This is a genomic window from Microbacterium sp. SORGH_AS_0421 (genome assembly GCF_030818635.1).
Lineage (GTDB): Bacteria > Actinomycetota > Actinomycetes > Actinomycetales > Microbacteriaceae > Microbacterium.
This window is the reverse complement of sequence record NZ_JAUTAO010000001.1, coordinates 1,749,063-1,769,063: the sequence shown is the minus strand read 5'-3', so window position 1 is coordinate 1,769,063 and position 20,001 is coordinate 1,749,063. Positions and strand designations below refer to the sequence as shown.

The window sequence follows — 20,001 nt, the reverse complement described above, 5'->3', positions numbered from 1 at the left end:
TCGGGGCTCAGCTCCGCGCCTCCCCCGCCGCACCCGACGACAACAGCGACTGCGCGCGCGAGAAGTGCTCGGCATCCACCGTCACGTCCCAGCGCTCGGCCTCGAAGCCCTGCACCGACGAGAAGTCGCGGCGTCCGCCCGTGAACGCGTGCCCGGCAAAACCGAAGACGGCACCCCAGACGGCTCCGAGCACGAGGCCCAGCAAGACGAAACCGAGGAAGCCGTTGACGCTGAGCAGACCGATCAGCACGCCGATCATCAGGCCGAACCAGGCCCCCGACGCGGCTCCGAGCCCGGCCGCGCGACCGCGCGTGAGGCGGCCCGTCACCTGCTCGACGATCCGCACGCCGGTTCCGACGATCGCGGTGTGCTCGACGGGGAAGCCCGCGTCGGACAACCGGTCGACGGCGGCTTGTGCCCCGGTGTAGTCGGTGAAGCTCGACAGGACGCGGCGTTCGGGCGTGGCCCGGGTGATGTCGGACATGGCGGTTCCTTCCCTCGGTGGCCCCACGCTAACGGCGCCTCCCGCTCGCCGCGGGGCGGTTGCGCGTCGGGGGAGCCCGGGTTAGGGGCCAAGAGTCAAACCCGCACGCCATTCAGGCGACACCTGGATGATGGAGGCATGCGCCTGATCCTCAACGTCCTCTGGCTCGTCCTCTCGGGCTTCTGGCTCTTCCTCGGCTACCTCGCCGCGGGGGTCGTGCTGTGCATCTTCATCGTCACGATCCCCTGGGGCATCGCGTCGTTCCGCATCGGCCTGTACGCCCTGTGGCCGTTTGGTCGTGAGATCGTGGCGAAGAGGTCGGCGGGAGTCGGCTCGTTCCTCGGCAACGTCGTCTGGGTGATCCTCGCCGGATGGTGGCTGGCCCTGGGCCACGTCTTCACCGGACTGCTGCTGTGCGTCACGATCATCGGCATCCCGCTCGGGATCGCGAACTTCAAACTGGTCCCGGTGTCGCTCATGCCGCTGGGCAAAGAGGTGCGTGAGATCGGTCGCGGCGGGCCGTTCGACCAGACCCTGGGACGCTGACGCTCAGCGCCCGTACACGCGGCGCGGCAGAGCGAGCAGGATGCCGACCACCAGCGCGACCCCGCCGATCACGGCCGTGGTCGTCATGATCTCGAGGGGAAACGCCCCTTCGCGTGCTCCGCTGAAGCGCGCGAGATCCCAGGGAAGCACTCCGATCTGCTCGTTCCAGGAGCGGAGCGCGTCGTGCGCCCCCATCACCGCGATGGTCGCCGCGGGCAGGGCGTAACCGACGCCCATCCCGGCGAGGGCGACGCCCGCAGCACGACGGCGGCCGAGCTGCGCCGAAAGCGACCACCCGGCCACGACGAACACCCACGCCACCAGCGCGAAGGCGACCGCGAGGTAGAGGATGCGCACCCACGGCTGCGCCCAGATCGTCGGCCAGACGCCGTCCGGCCCCGACAGCGACACGGCCGACAGCGCGACCACGCACCGCAGTACGAGGGCCCCGCCCACCGCCGCGATGATCGGCCAGGGCGAGCGGCGCCCGAGCAGCAGACGCACCGTGGCGGCGAACACGAGCCACCCGGCGACGGCGATGAGGATGCCCCACAGCCCGTCGCGCGGCGTCTGGACGACCCGCGTCATCACGAGGAGCGCGCCCGGCACCAGGACCATGAGCCAACGGTCCAGCGGCAGCAGGCCGAGGCTCGACTCCCGCGACCGCCACGGCCGGGTGGAGGCGATCCACGACGCGCGCGCGGCAGCGGCGCCGGGTCGTCGAACCAGACGCGTGCGCGCGGCGATCGCACCGATCAGCAGCCAGACCACGCCGAAGACCAGCAGCACGCGCGCGACCCATTCCGCCGTCGGGTCGACCGTCACCTGCTCGCGCGTGAACGGATCCACCAGCACGGCCAGAACCGTGCCGACGGCGAGGAGGATCACGGCGACGCTGAGGGCCAGGATGCCTCGCCCCGCCGTCGTCGCCATGCACCCACGTTACCCGCCCGTTCCTGGGCTTCCGCCCGGCCGGCGGCGGACATCGGAGCGGGTGAATTCGAGCGTGGGCCGGGGTGACGGCATCCGTTCCGCTCGAGCATCGCCGTCCCGCGGAGTCCACCGCCGACACGCCGTCCCTCGACCCCGGGAACCGGCGTGTCCCGCCCCAACTCCGCCGGACGGTCCCGGATGCCGGGAACCCGCCGCCCCGCCCGACCGAAACACCCGCAGCCCGACACCGCCCCCGACCGACCGTCACGCGGAGTCCACCGCCGACACGCCGTCCCCCAGCCACGGCAACCGGCGCGTCCCGCCCCGACTCCGCCGGACGGTCCCGGATGCCGGGAACCCACCGCCCCACCCGGCCGAAACACCCGCAGCCCGACACCGCCCCCGCCCGACCCTCCCGCGGAGTCCACCGCCGACACGCCGTCCCCCAGCCACGGCAACCGGCGTGTCCCGCCCTGACTCCGCCGGACGGTCCCGGATGCCGCGGACCCGCCGCCCCGCCCGGCCGAAACACCCGCCGCCCGACACCGCCCCCGACCGACCGTCCCGCGGAGTCCACCACCGACACGCCGTCCCCCAGCCACGGCAACCGGCGCGTCCCGCCCCGACTCCGCCGGACGGTCCCGGATGCCGGGGCCCTCCGCCCCGGGCTCACCCCCTGTCGTGCAGGGTGACGTGGTAGCCGTCGGGGTCGGCGAAGGTGAAGGTGCGGCCGAACGGTCCGTCGATCGGGGCCATGACGATCCGGTGCCCGTCGGCGGCGAGGGCGTCGTGCATCTGCTGCACCTCGGTGGCGTGGAGCCAGACGGCGACGCCGACGCCCGGCTGGTCCACGCCGGTGAGGTCGGTGCCGGGCGCGAGGTCGCGCAGAGCGAAGGCGATCGGTGCGGTGTCGAAGACGACGGCGTGAGGAGGGCCGGTGGGCGAACGGCGCAAGCCGAGGTACTTCTGGTAGAAGGCGTGGGAGGCGGCGAGGTCGCGCACCTGCAGAGAGATGAAGTCGGGTCCGGTGGCGGGCATGGCATGCTCCTTGCGTGTCAGTTATCTGACACAGAGCGTATGTCAGAATACTGACATGGCGCAAGAGGCAATCGACTTGGACACCTCGCTCGGCTACCTCCTGAAAGAAGCGGCGAGCGCTCTGCGCGCAGCAATGGAAGACGTGCTACGCCCACTCGGAATGACGATCACGCACTACTCCTGCCTCGAGCTGCTCGCCCAGCGGCCCGGCCTGTCGAACTCCGACCTCGCGCGCGGCGCTTTCGTCACACGACAGTCGATGAACGTGCTGCTGCAGAGCCTCGAGCGCGACGGCATCGTCGAGCGACCGGACACCGCCCCTGTCGGCAAGGCGCTCCCCACCCGCCTCACCGAGAAGGGCCGACGCACCCTCGCTGCGGCGAGCGCCGCCGTCCGGTCCGTCGAGAAGCGCATGCTGAGCGGGATGACGGATGCCGAACAGGCCGCCGCCCTGCACGCGTTGCGATCGATGATCACGGCGCTCCGTGACTGAGACGTACGACGACGCGCAGATTGTGTAACAATCCATGCATGCTTCCCGCCCTCGCGATCCTCGCCGCGGCGCTGTGTTTCTCCACCACGGGCACGGCGCAGGCCCTCGCGGGCGTCGACGCCTCGCCGCTCGCGGTCGGGGCGGCACGGATCGTGGTGGGTGGTGGCATCCTGGGCCTTCTCGCCCTGACGCAACGCGCGCCCGTGCGGCCGCACCGCGGCTCTCGAACGTCGACGTCGGCACTCATCGCCATCGGAGCGGTCGGAGTGCTCGCCTACCAGCCCCTGTTCTTCCTCGGCACGCGCGAGAACGGTGTCGCAATCGGCACGGTCGTCGCCCTCGGCTCGGCGCCCATCGCCACCGGGATCGCGGATGCCGTGCGCCTGCGCCGCGCCCCGTCACCGCGCTGGATGCTGGCGACCGCCGTCGCCCTGCTCGGGGTCGTTCTCGTGTCGGGCATGACCGGCGGCGCGACCGCGCTCGCCCCGGCGGGCCTACTCGCCTCGGCGGGCGCGGGAATGTCGTACGCCCTCTATACGGTGTGCGGCAAAGCGTTGATCGAGAGGGGGTGGAATTCCACGCGCGTCATGGGGGCGGTATTCGGCGTCGCCGCCGTGGCGAGCCTGCCCGTGCTCCTGCTCGCCGGAGCGTCATGGCTCCTCACCCCGAACGGTCTTGCCCTCGCCCTGTGGCTCGGGGTGGTGACGACGGCGATCGCGTACCTGCTGTTCGGGTGGGGCCTGGCGCGCTTGAGCGCCGTCACCGTGTCGACGCTGACGCTGGCCGAACCCCTCGCCGCCACCCTGCTCGGCCTCTTCGTGCTGCGCGAGCAGCTCACGCTGGTCAGCGGCATCGGCCTGGCCCTCATCGCGGTGGGCCTCGCCGTGGTGTCGGCTCCGTCTCGTCGTGGTGAGGAGGTTCCGGATGCCGCGGCACGGGCCTGACGCGAACGAAGGCGCTGCGGCCGGGGCGGGCCGCACCCCGCCGGGAGAGGCCGAGCGCATCGCCGCGGATGCCGCGGCACTCACGACCGCAGCCGCGCGCCGATCTTCGCCGTCCGTCCCCGGCCCCCGCACCGCCGACGCGGTCGCCGCCGCCGTGCGCTCCGAGATCCTGTCGGGCGAACTCGCGCCCGGCACCCCGCTGCGGGAAGAGGATCTCAGCGCGGCTCACGGCGTCTCGCGGCACACCGCGCGCACCGCTCTCGCCACGCTGACCGCCGAGCGACTCACCACCGCCGAACCGTACCGCGGAGTCCGCGTGTCCCTTCTCGACGACGACGCCCTGATCGCCCTGCAGCAGTTGCGATGCGCCCTCGAGACCGAGGCCCTGCGGATCGTGCGCGATCGCGGCATCCGCCCCTCCGCCGCCGGCGCCGCGCTCGATGACCTGGCCGTGGCCGAGGCCGCGGGCGACTGGCCCGCCACCCTCGATGCCCACGCTCGCGTGCATCTCGCACTCGTGGACGCGTCCGGCTCTTCGCGCATCGCCGAGGAGTACCGCCGCCTCGACGGCGAGATGCGGCTGCTGCTCACGCACGTGCGGCCGGCGTACGCACCGGGGGCACTGACGGAGGAGCACCGCGCGTACGTCGAGGAGGCGTTGCGAGACCCGGAGCGGGTGGTCCGCGCGCACCTCGAGCACTCGACGCGGGCGATCATCGACGGGCGCGCCGGTCGCTGACGAGCGCCCCGAGCGCCATACGACGACACATCGCGTCACGCCGCGCAACGCCTCTTCGCCCTTCCTGCACCCCGGGTTAGCGTGGGGACACATCGCGGCGATCCGGGCGGTCCCGGGCCTCGGCTCATAACCGAAGGCGTGGCGGGTTCGACTCCCGCCGTCGCGTCTACGCCTCAGTTGAGACCGCGTCGGCGCCGGCACGCGGAGCCGGCCGGCGCTTCCGCACCTCGCGCAACACGATCTGCTCCGGGCACACCGTCGACAGGAAATCGCCGACCGACAGCGCCAGCCGTTCGCCGACGAGCGAGTACAGGATGCGGTTCGCGTCACGCCGCTCCGAGATGAGACCGGCTTGGCGTAGCACGCCGAGGTGCCGCGAGATGGTCGGCCCGCTCGCGTCGAACCGCGCCGCGATCTCACCCGCGGCCATCTCACCGTTCTTGAGATCTTGCAGGATCTGGCGCCGCGTGGGGTGCGCGAGAGCCGCGAAGATGTCGGATGCCGTGTCGGTCACGGAACCCAATCTAGCACTGTAGCTAAATTGCGTGTAGCTTCTTCGCTAAATAGCGAAGGATGACTCATGACCGAGCAGACGAACACGCGGGTCCGAAAGAACCCCGCATCCCGCCTCCCGCCGATGGCCGCGACGATCGCCCAACGCGTGCTCGTCAACTACCGCGTCGACCCCGACGTCGCCGGGTCTCTGCTACCTCAGGGCTTGCGCCCCCAACTCGTCGCCGGCAGCGCGGTCGCGGGCGTCTGCCTGATCCAGCTCACGGCTTTACGCCCCACATGGTTCACCCCCGCGGTCGGACACCGCAGCCGAAATGCCGCGCACCGCATCGCGGTCGAGTGGAACACCGCAGACGGCCCGCGAACCGGCGTGTACATTCCCCGCCGTCACAGCTCCTCGCGCCTCGTCCGACTCGTCGGCGGTCGCGTCTTCCCCGGAACGCACGCCCCGGCGAGCGTCGACTTCCGCACCACCGCCGACGACCTCGCGGTCAGCGTCGACGCCGACGACCTGCGCGTGCGCGTCACGGCTCGCCGGGGTCCCGGCATCCCGTTCCACAGCCGCCTCTTCGAAACGCTCGAAGACTCGTCGGCCTTCTTTCAAAAGGATGCCGTGGGGTGGTCCCCCACGCGCTCCGGCCCGCTCGAGGGCCTCCGGCTCGACACCGACGCGTGGCGCGTCGAGCCGCTCGCCGTCGCCGACCTCTCGTCGACCTTCTTCGAGACCCTGCCCGCCGGCGCCGCCGAGTTCGATCACGCCCTGCTCATGCACTACGTCCCGACTCGATGGAGCAGCGTTTCCGAACCCGCACCGGCCCCGTGACTGCTGCCAGACTGGACGCATGACCTCCCCCGAGCCCCAGGACGTACCCGTCGGCAGCGAGGGCATCCGCCTCGGCCAGTTCATGAAGTTCGCCAGCATCCTCGACTCCGGCGGAGACGTGAAAGAGGCGATCATCGACGGCTACGTCGAGGTCAACGGTGAGGTCGACCGCCGCCGCGGCCGCCAGCTTCAGGTCGGCGACGTCGTGACCTTCGAGGGGCGTTCGTTCCGCGTGCAGGCCTGAGCCGCACCGCGACGCGAAAGGCCCGCCACCCCGAAAGGGGAAGCGGGCCTCGAAGCACCCTGCGCTCGTGACACAGGATGCCGCTCGAGCTCAGTGCTCGTCGTAGTGATCGGCGTGCAGCGCGTGACGGTGTCCGTCGTGCACGTAGTCGGCGTGGCCGTCGTGCTCGACCTTCTCGTGACCGCAGTCATCGCCGTGGGCGTGCTCGTCGACGGTGTGCTCGGCCTTCGACTCGTGCTCGTCGTAGTGGTCGCCGTGGAGGGCGTGGTGATGGGTCCCGTGCACGTAGTCGACGTGGTCGCCGTGCTCGATCTTCTGGTGGCCGCAGTCGTCGCCGTGCGCGTGCTCGTCGACGGTGTGCTCGGCGTGGGTCTCAGCGATGCTCATTGTTCGTTCCCCTGGTCGTTCGGTTCCTGGACGTGGGCGATCGCATCGAGCACGACATGAGCGACGTGCTGGTCGGCGAGGGCATAGCGGATCTCTTTGCCCTCGCGTTCCGAGCTGACGAGCCCCGACTGCCGCAGGGTCCGCAGGTGCTGTGACACCAGCGGCTGCGAGAGTCCGGCGCGCTCGGCGAGCGCGCCGACCGTGAGCGGTTCGCGGCTCAGCAGCCAGACGAGCGCCAGACGCGACTCGTTGCCGAGAACCTTGAACAGCTCGGCGGCCTCGTCGAGCCCCGCGATCTTGTCCACGACACCTAGACCACCACACACATGCACGGATTGCAATGTGTTCACCTATCTGGGAACGGTTCTCGTTTCCGTTATCGCAGCGACCCGGCGATCACCCCTGTCGACCCTTGAAGCGCGGGTTGAGCTTGTTGATCACGAACACCTTGCCGCGCCGACGCACGACCTGCGCACCGGGCTGTTTCTTGAGGGACTTGATCGACGCTCGGACCTTCATGGCATCCTCCTTGTTGATAAGCGTTATCAATAACAAGCTAGAGTGTCCCCACTCCCCTGACAAATGAGAGGTGGATGCCATGCCCCGCACGATCGCCATCATGGGCGTGTGCGCCCCCGAGCGCCGGACCTACTCGGAACGGACCGCCGTCGCCCTGTCGCGGCCCCTTCATCTGCTGCGGTACGCCGACCTCCGCGTGCCTCACGCGCTCCCGCTCCCCCGGCCGCGCGCGGACGACACCGCGTCCGTGGTCGATCTCGGCACCGACGTCGACCTCATCCACTCGATCGCGGCACGCGGCGGACCCGAGGTCGAGGCGGTGTGCGTCGTCGACGCCCGCCACATGATCGGCGACCTTCTCGACGACGCCCCCCTGTCGGCAGCCGCGAATCACGGTGACACCCGCGGTGACGTCGGCGCGCGGGCGCGTCAGGCCGCCCTCGCGCTGGAGCTCGCGACCCGCATCGTCTGGGTGAACTGGGAGCAGGTGCCGACCCCGGCGCTGGCGGTGCAGATGGCACTGGCCTCGCACCTGAACCCGACAGCGGTCGTCCGGCTGTCGCGCGACCCGGTGAGCGACCTGCACTCGGCCGCGACGCACGAGGGCGAGATCCTGGAGCGCGCCGGATGGGTGCACGCCCTCAACGGCGAACACGACCCCTACATGCGCGACAACCGCGTGATGACGCTCCGCTACGAGCAGCTGCGGCCGTTCCACCCCGCGCGCCTCTCGGCGGCACTCGACCGGCTGGACGCGGGCGCTGCCGGACGCCTGGTGCGCTCGGCGGGCTTCTGCCGCCTGGCGTCTCGCCCCGGCATCCTGGCTCGGTGGGAGCACGTGGGCTCCGCGATGTGGATCGAGCCGCTCGGCACCGACGACGGCCGCATGGGCATGGGCCAGGAGATCGTCTTCACCGGACTCGATCTGTCGGCACCGAAGCTCGCGCACGTCCTCGACCACGCGGCCCTCACCGACGACGAGCTCGCCGCCGGGCCCTCGGCGTGGCTGGCGTTCGATGACCCCCTGCCTGCCTGGCCCGCGGTGGATTCGTCGATCCCGGATGCCACCGACTGACCGTGTCAAGCCGGTCGCCCGCACCGCACCGGAGGAGGAGCGTGAGCGCATGAGCACTCCTGACATCCCCTCCCGCCACTCCGACGACGCTCGCGCCGACTCGGCCGCCCCCACCGACGCCGTGACCGACGAGGTCCGCGAAGACGCCGCCGAAGCCGAGGAGCACGTGAGCCTCGACGACCACACCGGCGACGCCCTCGACGGCGACGACGCTCCCGCCGCCGACCCCGGGTTCCCGGCGGCCGAAGGACACGCCTGAGTCTCGCAACGAACCGGCGGGGCGCCCATCCTGATCCAGGAGGGTGCCCCTCGCCCGTTTGCGCGCGCACGGCCACCGTGAGCGATGACCGGCGGCACGCCCGGCGGGCGACGGCGGCCGACGGGCCGCGCTAGGCGATGCGCGTCCCCGGCGGCAGCCTCTTCGCGGGCGTGCGCGTGCGGGCGACGCCCCATGCGAGCAGACCACTCGCCAGCAGCAACTGGACGAACAGCCCGACGAACCAGCTCGGCGCGGTGCCCGCGACTCGCTGCTCGGTGCTCGGGTAGGCATCGACGTTCCACCCGCGGGATTGAGCACATCCGTCGAACGACGTGGTCGCTTCGGGAGCGATCTGCGCCAGACGGACGCCGGAGGCGATCTGCGAGAACAGGTCGGTCGGGTAGCCGTCGACGTACGTCGGCGGAGTCGCGTCGGCGAGGATCACGAAGGGGTTCGCCGCGAGGATCCACCACACGCGATCGAAACGCGGCTGCTCGGAGAGGGTGCGGGACTCGACGCACGGCAACTGGTCGTAACTCGGGCAGTCGGTCGAGCGCACCGGGGCGCCGGGGTCGCACCCGGCAGGGATGGCGTTCCAATCGACCTCGCGGCTGATCGTCGTCGTCTGGGTGCGCAGAGCCGCACCCCCGAGTCCGAAGGCGATCAGCGTCCCCACCGTCAACGCCGCCACCAACAGATACGTCGACGCGACGGAGAAGATCGGCCGGGCGATCACCGCGCTCAGCCCCACCCCGATCGCTGCGACGATGCCGACCTCGATGATCAGGATGCCGAGCGAGGTCACGATCGCACCGGGGTTGAGCGCTCCGGCGAGGGTCGCAACGACCAGGAACGGCAGCGCCACCACGAGGAATGCCAGTCCCGAGATCCACGCGGCGAGGAACTTGCCGATCACGATCTCGATCGTCGTGACGAGAGTGACCTGGACGGGGGCGAGGGTCGCCGCATCCCGATCGCCGTTCACCGCGCTGCCGCTCAGGGTCGGTGAGACCAGCAGCGTGAGCAGCAGCACGAGCATGATGACGAGCGAGAAGAACCATTCGCTGCCGCCCGTCGTGAGCGAGAACGCGGCGAACGAGAGGCTCAGCAGGGCGATGAGGATGACCGCGAAGATCCCGAGCAGCACGTACCAACCGACGGAACGCACGCGCTGACGCAGCTCGATACCGATGATCGTGCGAAGGCGATGCAGGTTCACGAGGCGCTCCCGTCGTCGGTACGGTCGGCGGGCGGCTGCCAGGAGCCGGGTGGTGCGGGATCGACCACCGGTGTGGAAGCGCCCTCGGGTACGGACGGCGATGCGTCGGCCCGCAGATCGAGGAACGCGTGCTCGAGATCGCCGACGGCCGGGGCGAACTCGACGATCGGCAGCCCCGCGCTCACGAGCGAACGCAGACCCGCGACGGCGCCCGCCTCGTCGACGAAAGGCACGAGCACGTCACGCCGGTCGACGCGCACCTCGCCGGTCGTGCGCCCGAGGGCGGCCGCGACGTCGTCGCGCACGGCGTCCGGGGAGCGGGCGACGTCGGCGGGGACCCGCACCCGCCACACCCGCACGCGGGTCGCCGCGGCCGCGACGCGGTCGGTGCTGACGGTGCGCCCGTCGACCAGGAAGACGGCGTCGTCGACGACCTCTTCGAGCTCCGCGAGCACGTGGCTCGAGATGAGGATGGTGCGCCCCTCGGCCGCCAGCCGCCGCAGCAGCACGCGCAATGCGATGCGCGCTTGAGGGTCGAGGCCGGAGGCGGGCTCGTCGAGCAGCAGCACCCGGGGGTCGTGCACCAGAGCACGCGCCAACGCCAGTCGCTGCTTCTGCCCTCGTGACAGAACCCGGGCGGGAGAGGCGGCGAGCGCGCCGAGGTCGACGAGCTCCAGCAGGTGGTCGGCCCGGGCCCGTGCGTCCTCGCGCGAGAGGTCGTAGAGCTGCGCGGTCGCCACCAGCACCTCGCGCGAGGTGAGGCTCGGCCAGGCGCCGAGGGAATCCGGCATCCATCCGAGAAGACGACGCGCGCCGGCGGGGTCGGACACGGGGTCGATTCCGCCGATGCGCATCTCGCCCTCGTCGGGTCGCAGAAGCGACGCGAGCATGAGCATGAGCGTTGTCTTGCCCGAACCGTTGGGCCCGACGAGTCCGGTGACCCGGCCGGGCAGGGCCGTGAACGTCACCTGCTGTACGGCGTGCACCGCTCCGAAGGAACGTTTGACTCCCGCGACGTCGATACCGGCATCCATAGCCTCACCATAGAGGGAGCCTCCGACACCGCCGAGGGCTCTCGTCGTCGAGCGGCCGTCACGCGCCGACGATGGCGAGGTTCACCAGGGCTTTTCGCTCGGTCGCCGCCCGCGCGTGTCCTCGATGCGCTTCAGGATGCCGCGAGCGCCCGCCCCAGGGCATCGCCCGACGCCCACGCGGTGCGGACGGCGGCGCTGTCGCCCCACGCGTCCCCGCAGGCGGAGAGCCCCGGCGAGCGGAAGAACGGTTGCCCGGTCGTTTCGACCGGCCGGGCGAAGGTCCAGCGATGCGCGTGCGTCGACACCGGCTCGACATCGATGCCGAGCAGCCGCCGGGTCGCCGCGAGCACCGGGGCGATGGCCGCCTCGGGATCGTCGAGGTGCTGTCGGGCGCGATCGGCCGTGGTGTGGACGACGAGCACGGCAGCGTCGTCCCCGCGGCGGTCGCCGTCGTCGGCGAGGAACGACACGTCGGCGTCGCCGTCGGCGAAGGCGCCGTGCAGGTCGGCATCCCACTGCCGCTGATCCCACCGCAGGACGACGGCGATCACCGGATCCCACTCCTGGGCGCCGCCGGGCGCCTCACCGGTCAGTCGCGCCGCCTGCGGGGCCGGCATCGCCAGGACGACCTCGCCCGCATCCTCACCGTCGACCCGGAAGGGCCCCGCGTTTTCGACGACACGCTCCGACGAGACCTCGAGCCCCTCGGCGAGGTCGAGAGCGAGCGAGCGCAACCCGGCGGGAGCGGCCCACCGCATCGGTCCGGGCTTGGGCGTGCACCCGCCATCGGGGTCGATCACCTGGAACGTGTCGGTCCACGGCCGCGCGAGCCCGCGCTCCTCCCAGTCGGCGACGACGTGGGCGAAGCCGTCAGCCTCGCCGACCACGAAGTACGACGCCCCGAGATCCACGGGCCGCCCGTCGATCGTGCGGCTCGACAAACGTCCGCCCACCCGGCGCCCGCGATCGAGCACGCTCACCGCGCGACCGGCCTCGTGAACCGCCCGCGCGCACGCGAGACCCGAGATCCCGCCGCCGATCACCGTCACATCCATCGTCATGCGGCCATCCTGTCGGCTGCGTGCGCGCCGGGCGTCGGGGTTGCGCAGGGCGAACTCCTGAGAATCGCCGCCTCGACGCGGTCCAGCGACCGAAACGACCGACACGCGGGTCGAAACTCAGGAGTTTCGTCCCGCCCCGAAGAACTCGACGCCCAGATCGGGATGATCCACGAACACCCCGTCGAGTCCGGCGTCGCGCAACACGGTCCACTCGCGTCGCCAGTCGCCGAACGCGGCGTCGCCGCCCGGCCCCCGATAGGCGGGCAGCAGAAAGGCGTTCTCGGGGCGGCACGTCCACGTGAAGACCCGCAGGCCCCGATCCTGCGCCTCGCGCACGAACCGCGCCGGTCCTCGCGCGACGCCGCGCTCATCGGGCGCGAGCACCGAGCGTTTGTCGGGGCTGATCCCCTGCACCTCGCCGGCGAGAACATCGAGACCCGCCGCAGTCAGCATCGAGGCGTACGAGGCGGCGTCCGCCCCGTCGCGCTCCCGCAGATCCCACGGCGCCCCCTGCGCGTCGATGAGCTGCACGAGCGGGATCCGGATGCCGCGCTCTCGCAGCCGCGCCAGGACCAGGGGCTCGAACGACTCGATGACGAGCGCGTCCTCGGCATCCCGCCATCCCGCCGCGCGCAGCTCGGCGTCGACGAGCTCGGCCAGGTCGAACCCGAGTCGGGCGAAGAACGCCGCGTGCTTGATCTCGAGCACCACGCCCACCCCGCCCTGCCCGGCGAGGTCGAGGACGTCGCGAAGGCGCAGCAGCGGTTCGGTGTCGTCGTGGGCCGCGCTGGCGGGGCGGAGGGCGGGAATCCGCTCACGGCAGTGCAGGGTCCGCAGCTCCTCCCACGTGAAGTCCTCGACGAACCAGCCGGTCAGCCGCTCCCCGTCGACGATCTTCGACGTGCGCCGCTCGGCGAACTCCGGTCGCGTCGATACGTCCGTGGTGCCTGAGATCTCGTTCTCGTGCCGCACGACCAGCACGCCGTCGCTCGAGGGGACGACGTCGGGCTCGACAGCATCCACCCCCTCCGCGATCGCCCGCAGATACGAGCCGCGGGAGTGCTCGGGCAGATATCCGGGGGCACCGCGATGACCGATGACGACAGGCACCTCGACACGCTAGCGAGACCGGGTGACGAGCGGGTGCGCTCAAAGCAGAATCCCAGTCAGCACAAGGAATCTGCCGCCCTGCTCGGCTAGTGTTGTCTGACAGCACGGTGCTGTGATCACCATCTTTGGAGTGTGAGTTCCCGTGGCCCTCAACAACCCGGCATTCAACAACCCGGCGTTCCAGGACCCTCGAGCCGGTGGCGCGAATACGCGCTACAGCCCGCCCCCGGCCGTCGATCCCGCCGCCGCCGCCTCGATCGAAGGCGCGTACGCCGCCCCGTCGGCGAGCGCCGTCGACACCGGCCGCATGACGGTCGAAGACACCGTCATGAAGACGCTCGCCCTGTTCGGCATCCTCGTCGTCACGGCCGTCGTCGGCTGGATCTGGTCGATGGCCGGCGTCAGCGCCGCCAACCCGAACCCCAGCGCTGCGCCGATGATCGTCGGTGGCCTCGTCGGCTTCGTGCTGGCGATGGTCGCAACGTTCAAGAAGAAGCCCTCCGTCCCCGTCTTCATCGCCTACGCGGCGTTCGAAGGCCTGTTCGTCGGTGGCATCTCGGCGTTCTTCGAGTTCATCTTCCCGGGCATCGTCCTGCAGGCGACCCTCGGCACCCTGTCCGTCGTCGGTGTGACCCTCGCCCTGTTCGCGAGCGGCAAGATCCGCGCCTCGGCCCGCGCCACCAAGATCTTCATGATCGCCATGGTCGGCTACATGGTCTTCGCCCTGCTCAACCTGGGCCTGATGCTGTTCAACGTCCCCATCGCGGGCGGTGCCTTCGGCCTGTACAGCATGAAGATCGCGGGTATCCCGCTCGGTCTGGTCATCGGCGTCTTCGTGGTCATCATGGCCGCGTACTCGCTGGTGCTCGACTTCGACCAGATCCAGCGCGGCGTCCGTAACGGTGCCGCCCGCGTCTACGGCTGGGTCGGCGCCTTCGGCATCATGGTCACCGTCGTGTGGCTGTACGTCGAGATCCTGCGCATGATCGCGATCCTCCGCGGCAACAACTGACGTCGCGTTCTCGCGAGAAGGGCCGTCCCGTTTCGGGGCGGCCCTTCGTCGTGGGGTGCCGGCATCCGGGATCATTCCTCCCGTGCTGGGGCCCCCACGCCGCGCCTGCCCGCCTCCGCGCGCCTGCCCCCCGCCCCGCCTGCACCCCACCCGCCTGCACCCCACCGTTGAGTGTCCAAAACACGCGGACGTCTCGAGAAATGACCCGGGTTTCCTGGACACTCAACAACCCCGCGACCACCCGGCATCCCGCCGCAAGGGGTGCCGCCCGCCGACGCCCCGGCGCTAGCCTCGCGCCATGAGCCCCGCGAAGACGCCGCCCGAGATCCTCGACATCGACGGCCACGAGGTGCGCGTCACGAGCCCCGACCGCGTCGTCTTCACCGAGCCGGGCCTCACCAAGCTCGACCTCGTGCGCTATTACCTCTCGGTCGCCGAGGGCGCCCTCCGCGGGGCCGGCGGCCGGCCGATGGTGCTCAAGCGGTTCTCGAAGGGCCTCGACCAGGAGCCGTTCTTCCAGAAGCGCGTCCCCGAGAACCACCCCGCCTTCATCGACACCGCCACCCTGCACTACGCCTCCGGCACCTCCGCCGAAGAGACGGTGATCCGGGATGCCGCGGGACTGGCGTGGGTCGTGAACCTCGGCTGCCTCGACCTCAATCCGCATCCCGTGCGCGCCGAAGACCTCGATCACCCCGACGAGCTTCGCGTCGACCTCGACCCGATGCCGGGCGTCGACTGGTCGCAGATCGTCGATGTCGCCTTCATCGCCCGCGAGGTGCTCGAAGACCACGGTCTCGTCGGATGGCCGAAGACCTCCGGCTCGCGCGGGCTGCACATCCTCGTGCGTATCCGCCCCGAGTGGGATTACACCGACGTGCGCCTGGCCGCCGAGACCCTCGCCCGAGAGGTCGAGAACCGCGCACCCGGTCTCGCGACCGCCCGGTGGTGGAAAGAGGAGCGCGGTGAGAGCGTCTTCGTCGACTTCAATCAGAACGCCAAGGACCGCACGGTCGCCTCGGCGTACTCGATCCGCGCGCTGCCCGACGCCCGCGTGTCGACGCCGCTCACCTGGGACGAGGTGCGCGACCGCCGTCCCGAGGAGTTCACCGTCCTCACCGTGCCCGAGCGCTTCCGCGCGATCGGCGATCCGCACGCGGGGATCGACGACGCCGCGGGTTCGCTCGATGGACTCCTCGCTCTCGCGAGAGAGCTCGGACCCGCCGAGAAGCCGCCGCGCGGCTCCGACGGTTCCGGCCGCCGCACCTCGACCATGCCGCTCATCGAGGTCGCGCGAACGAAGACGAAGCCCGAGGCGATGGAATCCCTCGAGATCTGGAAACAGCGGCATCCCGAAGCGGCCGCTGGGCTCCACCCCGCCGACGTCCTCGTCGACGGCATGCGCGGGTCGAGTTCGCTCTGGTACCGCGTCCGCGTGAACCTGCAGCACGTTCCGGATGCCGCACGCCCGGCGCAAGAAGCCCTGATCGCCGACTACGACCCCTGGGCCGGCCGCTCGGCATCCTGACCCCGCGCACGCGAGCCCTCCTGCCCCCGCAGGAGCGACGCATCCTGGCCCCGCGTGAGCGACGCGACGAGATGGTTCCGTCCGTAACGGTAGGCCTCGTCGAGATCGCCGCCGAGGCGGAACGCGCCCGCGAGCTCCACCGTGACGAACCCGGTGGCCCAGGCCGTCAGCAGGCGGGCGGCGTCGAGCGCGTGCCCCTCCCCCACGGCCGACGTCGTCGTACGCAGCACCGGCGCGCTCATGGCCGCGAGGCGCTCATCGCCGCCGCGGCCGTCCGAGCGCCTCTCGGGCTACGTCGGCGAGCGTGCGCATCGCACGCGTCGGGCTCACGGCATCCGCCGCCTCTCGCGCCTCGTCCGCGAGGCCCTCTCGCAACGGGTCGTCGGTGAGCACCCGGCGCAGAGCGTCGACGAGGGCGTCGTCATCACCGTCGGGCACCAGGATGCCGCCACCCGAGGCGAGCATGTCGCGCGGGCCGTAGCGGATGTCCCAGGCGACCACGGGCGTTCCGTGCGCGAGGGCCTCGGCGAGGGCCAGCCCCTGCCCCTCGAAGGCGGAGGTCGTGAGGTACACCGCCGCTCGGTCGAGCACGGCGCCCGGATCGGTGGTGAGCCCCGGCAGCGAGACGGCGTGCCGCAGTCCGCGCTCCGCGACGAGGGCCTCGAGCGTCTTCCGCTGCGCCCCCTCTCCCCACAGCTCGAGTCGGGCGTTCGGCACATCTTCGAGCACGCGGGCGAAGGCCTCGATCGCGCGGTCGAGACGCTTTCCCGGGGCGAGCCGCCCCAAGACCACGACGAGGCCGCGCTGCCGCTGCGACGCCGGCACGACGGCATCCGGAGCCTTCACGCCGTGCGGCGCGACCACGTCGTTCGCCCCGGCACCGAAGCGCGCCCGCACGTCGTCGCGCTGGTAGGCGGTCGGCCAGAGCACGGCGTCGAAGCGCGGCGCGATGTCGAACCAGCGCGTCCACAGCGGGTTGAGGTCGGAGTCGGCTTGGAAGGGTGGCTCGAGGTGGATCGTGTGCACCGCGTGCACGATCCGCACGTCGTCATCGCCCCAGCCCGCGATGAGCTCGCCGAGCTGCCGCGACTCGCAGATGACGACGACCGGCCGGTCGTTGTCGACACGGAGCCGGTCGGCCAGGTGCGTCAGCCACGCGCGGTACAGCGCCCCGAATCCGTCGATCACGCCGACGGGTCCGCCCGCGGCATCCCGGATCACGATCGGCGCGGTCGCGAGGTGCCAGTCGGGGTCGATGACCACGGGGAGCTCGACCGCTCCCCCGGCCACGAGGCGGTACTCCAGCGCCGGATCGGCGTCCCCCGCGTGCGCCGCCTCGCGCAACCACGCCGCGGCTCCCCCCTCGGCGTCGACGGCCTCGTCGAAGAGGTTGCGGAAGATCCCGGATGCCGAGGCCGCCCCCCGCTCGACGAAGGTCGCGCGCTGCGCAGAGTGAGCGTCGGCGTCACCCGGGTCGACGGTCAGCAGGAGGGGGTCCGCGCCGGCCAGGGCCATCTGCCGCGCCCGCGCGAGGGTGGCGATCGTGTACCCGCCGTCGAGGTCGGGTATCAGCCGGCTCGACAGGATGAGGTACCACGCGTCGGGGAAGTCGCCGGAAGTCACGCCCCCATCCTCCCCCACCCGCCGCGTCACCCGCGGCACGCCGGAGGCGCGGCAGCCCTGTCCTTCTTTCCGCCGGAAGCGGCGGAGCGCACGCCCAGCCGCGAACGCGAGGACACGTGACACGCCCTCCCGAGTCGATCGGGCCAGGGTCCCGGTTTTGCATACCCTTCGCGGACAGACGGAGCGCCGCCGACGCAGGACGGCGAAGGGGCACCGTCTTCGGGTCGATCGGGGTAGGGGCCCCGCTCTCGACCCGAAGGCGGTGCCCCGGAGCCGGCCGACGACGTCGGCGCGGGAGCGGGCTAGACGCTCACTCCCATTCGATCGTCCCCGGCGGCTTCGACGTCACGTCGAGAACCACGCGGTTGACGTCGCGCACCTCGTTGGTGATGCGGTTCGAGATCTTCGACAGCACGTCGTAGGGCAGGCGCGTCCAGTCGGCGGTCATCGCGTCTTCGCTCGAGACCGGGCGCAGCACGATGGGGTGCCCGTAGGTGCGGCCGTCGCCCTGGACGCCCACCGAGCGCACGTCGGCGAGCAGCACGACGGGGCACTGCCAGATCTCGTTGTCGAGACCGGCTTTGGTCAGCTCGGCGCGGGCGATGGCGTCGGCCTCACGCAGGATCTCGAGACGGTCAGCGGTGACCTCACCCACGATGCGGATGCCAAGGCCGGGCCCCGGAAAGGGCTGACGGCCGACGATGGCTTCGGGCAGGCCCAGCTCGCGTCCGATGGCGCGCACCTCGTCCTTGAAGAGGGTGCGCAGCGGCTCGACGAGCTCGAACTGCAGGTCCTCGGGCAGACCGCCGACGTTGTGGTGGCTCTTGATGTTCGCGGTACCGGCTCCGCCACCCGACTCGACGACGTCGGGGTAGAGCGTTCCCTGCACGAGGAAGCGCACCTGCTCGCCCTCGGCCTTGGCCTCGGCGACGAGGTCGGCCTGCACCTTCTCGAAGGCGCGGATGAACTCGCGGCCGATGATCTTGCGCTTCTGCTCCGGGTCGCTGACCCCGGCGAGGGCGTTCAGGAACGTCTCACGCGCGTCGACGGTGATGAGCTTCACACCGGTGGAGGCGACGTAGTCGTTCTCGACCTGCTCGCGCTCGCCCTGACGGAGCAGACCGTGGTCGACGAACACGGCGATGAGCTGGTCGCCGACGGCCTCGTGAACGAGGGCGGTCGACACGGCGGAGTCGACGCCGCCGGACAGCGCCGAGATGACGCGGCTGCTCCCGACCTGCTGGCGGATGCGCTCCACCTGCTCCGCGATGACGTTGCCGCTGTTCCAGTCGGCGGGGAGCCCTGCGGCCTTGTGAAGGAAGTTCTCGAGCACGTGCTGACCGTGGTCGGAGTGCTTGACCTCGGGATGCCACTGCACGCCGTACATGCGGCGCGCGTCGTTCGCGAACGCGGCGACGGGAGTGTGCGCGGTGCGGGCGAGCACCTCGAAGCCCTCGGGAGCGCGCGAGACCTGGTCGCCGTGGCTCATCCACACGTTCTGCTCGGCGGGCTGCCCCTCGAGCAGCGTGCCCTCGGTGACGACCGTGGCATCCGTCGCCCCGTACTCGCGGAGGCCGGTGTTCGCCACCTCTCCGCCGAGCGCCTTGGCCATCACCTGGAAGCCGTAGCAGATGCCGAGGGTCGGGACGTCGAGATCGAAGACGCCGGAGTCGAGGCTCGGGGCTCCCTCTTCGTACACGGACGAGGGACCACCCGACAGGATGATGCCCACGGGATTCTTCGCCGCGATCTCTTGCGCCGACGCGGTGTGCGGCACGATCTCGCTGTAGACACCGGCCTCGCGGACGCGGCGGGCGATCAGCTGCGCGTACTGGGCGCCGAAGTCGACGACGAGGACAGGGCGCTGGGACGTTTCGGTCTGTTCGGTCACCGGTTGCCTTCCGGGGCGGGAACGGGAGCGGCGGCCTTCGCGGCCTCACGCTCGGCGAGATAGGCGCGCACGCGACGGGCGGTGCGCACCTCGAGGATGAAGGAGAGGAACGGCACCACGCCACCGAGGGCGAGGAAGACGAACCGGCGGAACGGCCACCGCATGAGGCTCCACACGCGGAAGCACGAGATGAGGTAGACGACGTAGAACCAGCCGTGGACCACCAGGATCGCCAGCGAGACGTTCACGCCGTCGCCGGTGGACAGGATCGAACACCCGTTGCCGCCCGGAACGAAGAGCGAGAACCACTGGCAGTCGGGGCCGGGCACGGCATCCGCGAACCACAGGAAGCCACCGGATCCGCCGAGGAACAGCTCCACGTGAATGGGCGTGTACTTCAGGATCATCTCGGCGACGAGCAGAAGCAGGCCAACACCCGTGATGATCGAGCAGATCTGGTAGAACTTCAGGGCTCCGCGGATCGCCGGGAAAGAGGCGAGCTTCGGGGCGCGGGGCATGGAGGCCA

The 20,001-nt window shown here is 71.1% G+C and carries 24 protein-coding genes, 1 tRNA gene and 1 pseudogene; 11 read left to right on the top strand and 15 right to left on the bottom strand.

Annotated features, from left to right (window positions below; translation table 11 throughout):
* Positions 1-7: 7 nt before the first annotated feature.
* Positions 8-484: a general stress protein gene (locus QE416_RS08480; protein WP_307315242.1), complete on the bottom strand. Its 477-nt coding sequence runs from the start codon at positions 482-484 to the stop codon at positions 8-10.
* Positions 485-622: 138 nt separating this feature from the next.
* Here QE416_RS08480 and QE416_RS08475 point away from each other — a divergent pair, with 138 nt between their 5' ends.
* Positions 623-1,030: a YccF domain-containing protein gene (locus tag QE416_RS08475; protein WP_210072255.1), complete on the top strand. Its 408-nt coding sequence runs from the start codon at positions 623-625 to the stop codon at positions 1,028-1,030.
* A gap of 3 nt (positions 1,031-1,033) precedes the next feature.
* On the opposite strand, the gene QE416_RS08470 is transcribed toward QE416_RS08475, so the two are convergent.
* The gene (locus tag QE416_RS08470; RefSeq protein ID WP_307315239.1) at positions 1,034-1,963 is read right to left on the bottom strand and encodes a hypothetical protein; all 930 of its coding nucleotides are present in this window, start codon (positions 1,961-1,963) and stop codon (positions 1,034-1,036) included.
* A gap of 669 nt (positions 1,964-2,632) precedes the next feature.
* Positions 2,633-3,001: a VOC family protein gene (locus QE416_RS08465; protein WP_267786209.1), complete on the bottom strand. Its 369-nt coding sequence runs from the start codon at positions 2,999-3,001 to the stop codon at positions 2,633-2,635.
* Between the two features lie 55 nt (positions 3,002-3,056).
* Here QE416_RS08465 and QE416_RS08460 point away from each other — a divergent pair, with 55 nt between their 5' ends.
* From QE416_RS08460 to QE416_RS08445, 4 genes are all read left to right on the top strand, one after another.
* On the top strand, positions 3,057-3,494 hold the full coding sequence (locus QE416_RS08460; RefSeq protein WP_267786207.1) for a MarR family winged helix-turn-helix transcriptional regulator: 438 nt from the start codon (positions 3,057-3,059) through the stop codon (positions 3,492-3,494).
* A 38-nt stretch (positions 3,495-3,532) separates the two neighbouring features.
* Positions 3,533-4,438, top strand: coding sequence for a DMT family transporter (locus tag QE416_RS08455; RefSeq protein WP_267786206.1), 906 nt, complete (start codon positions 3,533-3,535; stop codon positions 4,436-4,438).
* Positions 4,419-5,177, top strand: a complete 759-nt coding sequence (locus tag QE416_RS08450; protein WP_307315236.1) for a GntR family transcriptional regulator — start codon at positions 4,419-4,421, stop codon at positions 5,175-5,177. Before QE416_RS08455 ends, QE416_RS08450 begins: the two co-directional genes overlap by 20 nt.
* A 93-nt stretch (positions 5,178-5,270) precedes the next feature.
* Positions 5,271-5,343, top strand: a tRNA-Met gene (locus QE416_RS08445).
* On the opposite strand, the gene QE416_RS08440 is transcribed toward QE416_RS08445, so the two are convergent.
* Positions 5,344-5,691 (bottom strand): metalloregulator ArsR/SmtB family transcription factor, encoded by a 348-nt coding sequence (locus QE416_RS08440; protein WP_307317896.1) that lies wholly within the window; start codon positions 5,689-5,691, stop codon positions 5,344-5,346. It lies immediately after the preceding tRNA gene.
* 66 nt (positions 5,692-5,757) lie between these two features.
* On the opposite strand from QE416_RS08440, the gene QE416_RS08435 reads away from it, so the two are divergent.
* Positions 5,758-6,513, top strand: coding sequence for a DUF2071 domain-containing protein (locus tag QE416_RS08435; RefSeq protein WP_307315234.1), 756 nt, complete (start codon positions 5,758-5,760; stop codon positions 6,511-6,513).
* Between the two features lie 19 nt (positions 6,514-6,532).
* Positions 6,533-6,757, top strand: coding sequence for an RNA-binding S4 domain-containing protein (locus QE416_RS08430; protein ID WP_210072263.1), 225 nt, complete (start codon positions 6,533-6,535; stop codon positions 6,755-6,757).
* A gap of 90 nt (positions 6,758-6,847) precedes the next feature.
* Here the strand turns inward: QE416_RS08430 and QE416_RS08425 are convergent, their stop codons facing one another.
* The 3 genes from QE416_RS08425 to ykgO all read right to left on the bottom strand — a co-directional run bounded on the left by QE416_RS08425 (position 6,848) and on the right by ykgO (position 7,663).
* Complete coding sequence (locus QE416_RS08425; RefSeq protein ID WP_267786196.1) at positions 6,848-7,144, bottom strand: hypothetical protein; 297 nt, start codon at positions 7,142-7,144, stop codon at positions 6,848-6,850.
* Positions 7,141-7,449, bottom strand: coding sequence for a helix-turn-helix transcriptional regulator (locus tag QE416_RS08420; protein WP_267786195.1), 309 nt, complete (start codon positions 7,447-7,449; stop codon positions 7,141-7,143). Before QE416_RS08420 ends, QE416_RS08425 begins: the two co-directional genes overlap by 4 nt.
* Before the next feature lie 91 nt (positions 7,450-7,540).
* Positions 7,541-7,663 (bottom strand): type B 50S ribosomal protein L36, encoded by a 123-nt coding sequence (ykgO, locus tag QE416_RS08415; protein ID WP_056226526.1) that lies wholly within the window; start codon positions 7,661-7,663, stop codon positions 7,541-7,543.
* Between the two features lie 79 nt (positions 7,664-7,742).
* On the opposite strand from ykgO, the gene QE416_RS08410 reads away from it, so the two are divergent.
* Together QE416_RS08410 and QE416_RS08405 are read left to right on the top strand one after the other, a co-directional pair.
* Complete coding sequence (locus QE416_RS08410) at positions 7,743-8,738, top strand: GTP-binding protein (RefSeq protein WP_307315226.1); 996 nt, start codon at positions 7,743-7,745, stop codon at positions 8,736-8,738.
* A 49-nt stretch (positions 8,739-8,787) separates the two neighbouring features.
* Entirely contained in the window at positions 8,788-8,997 is a 210-nt protein-coding gene (locus QE416_RS08405) for a hypothetical protein (RefSeq protein WP_210072266.1), read from the top strand.
* A gap of 130 nt (positions 8,998-9,127) precedes the next feature.
* Here the strand turns inward: QE416_RS08405 and QE416_RS08400 are convergent, their stop codons facing one another.
* From QE416_RS08400 to QE416_RS08385, 4 genes are all read right to left on the bottom strand, one after another.
* A complete protein-coding gene (locus QE416_RS08400) occupies positions 9,128-10,216 on the bottom strand; it encodes an ABC transporter permease (RefSeq protein WP_307315224.1) in 1,089 nt (362 codons plus the stop codon).
* Positions 10,213-11,250, bottom strand: a complete 1,038-nt coding sequence (locus QE416_RS08395) for an ABC transporter ATP-binding protein (protein ID WP_307315222.1) — start codon at positions 11,248-11,250, stop codon at positions 10,213-10,215. Before QE416_RS08395 ends, QE416_RS08400 begins: the two co-directional genes overlap by 4 nt.
* Positions 11,251-11,381: 131 nt before the next feature.
* Positions 11,382-12,311, bottom strand: coding sequence for an NAD(P)/FAD-dependent oxidoreductase (locus tag QE416_RS08390; protein WP_307315220.1), 930 nt, complete (start codon positions 12,309-12,311; stop codon positions 11,382-11,384).
* 117 nt (positions 12,312-12,428) lie between these two features.
* On the bottom strand, positions 12,429-13,421 hold the full coding sequence (locus QE416_RS08385; protein WP_307315218.1) for a glycerophosphodiester phosphodiesterase family protein: 993 nt from the start codon (positions 13,419-13,421) through the stop codon (positions 12,429-12,431).
* A gap of 142 nt (positions 13,422-13,563) precedes the next feature.
* Between QE416_RS08385 and QE416_RS08380 the strand changes: the two genes are divergently transcribed.
* Positions 13,564-14,433 (top strand): Bax inhibitor-1/YccA family protein, encoded by an 870-nt coding sequence (locus QE416_RS08380; RefSeq protein WP_307315215.1) that lies wholly within the window; start codon positions 13,564-13,566, stop codon positions 14,431-14,433.
* 298 nt (positions 14,434-14,731) lie between these two features.
* Positions 14,732-15,961: a non-homologous end-joining DNA ligase gene (ligD, locus tag QE416_RS08375; RefSeq protein ID WP_307315211.1), complete on the top strand. Its 1,230-nt coding sequence runs from the start codon at positions 14,732-14,734 to the stop codon at positions 15,959-15,961.
* On the opposite strand, the pseudogene QE416_RS08370 reads toward ligD, so the two are convergent.
* The 4 genes and pseudogenes from QE416_RS08370 to QE416_RS08355 form a co-directional block, all read right to left on the bottom strand.
* A pseudogene (locus tag QE416_RS08370) lies at positions 15,928-16,206 on the bottom strand (TetR-like C-terminal domain-containing protein); the annotation flags it as partial. The gene ligD and the pseudogene QE416_RS08370 sit on opposite strands and share 34 nt — an antisense overlap.
* A 10-nt stretch (positions 16,207-16,216) precedes the next feature.
* The gene (locus QE416_RS08365) at positions 16,217-17,584 is read right to left on the bottom strand and encodes a glycosyltransferase (RefSeq protein ID WP_307315203.1); all 1,368 of its coding nucleotides are present in this window, start codon (positions 17,582-17,584) and stop codon (positions 16,217-16,219) included.
* A 310-nt stretch (positions 17,585-17,894) separates the two neighbouring features.
* Entirely contained in the window at positions 17,895-19,475 is a 1,581-nt protein-coding gene (gene guaA, locus QE416_RS08360; RefSeq protein ID WP_307315200.1) for a glutamine-hydrolyzing GMP synthase, read from the bottom strand.
* Positions 19,472-19,993 (bottom strand): DUF3817 domain-containing protein, encoded by a 522-nt coding sequence (locus QE416_RS08355; RefSeq protein WP_307315197.1) that lies wholly within the window; start codon positions 19,991-19,993, stop codon positions 19,472-19,474. The genes guaA and QE416_RS08355 overlap by 4 nt, the downstream gene beginning before the upstream one ends.
* Positions 19,994-20,001: the final 8 nt, after the last annotated feature.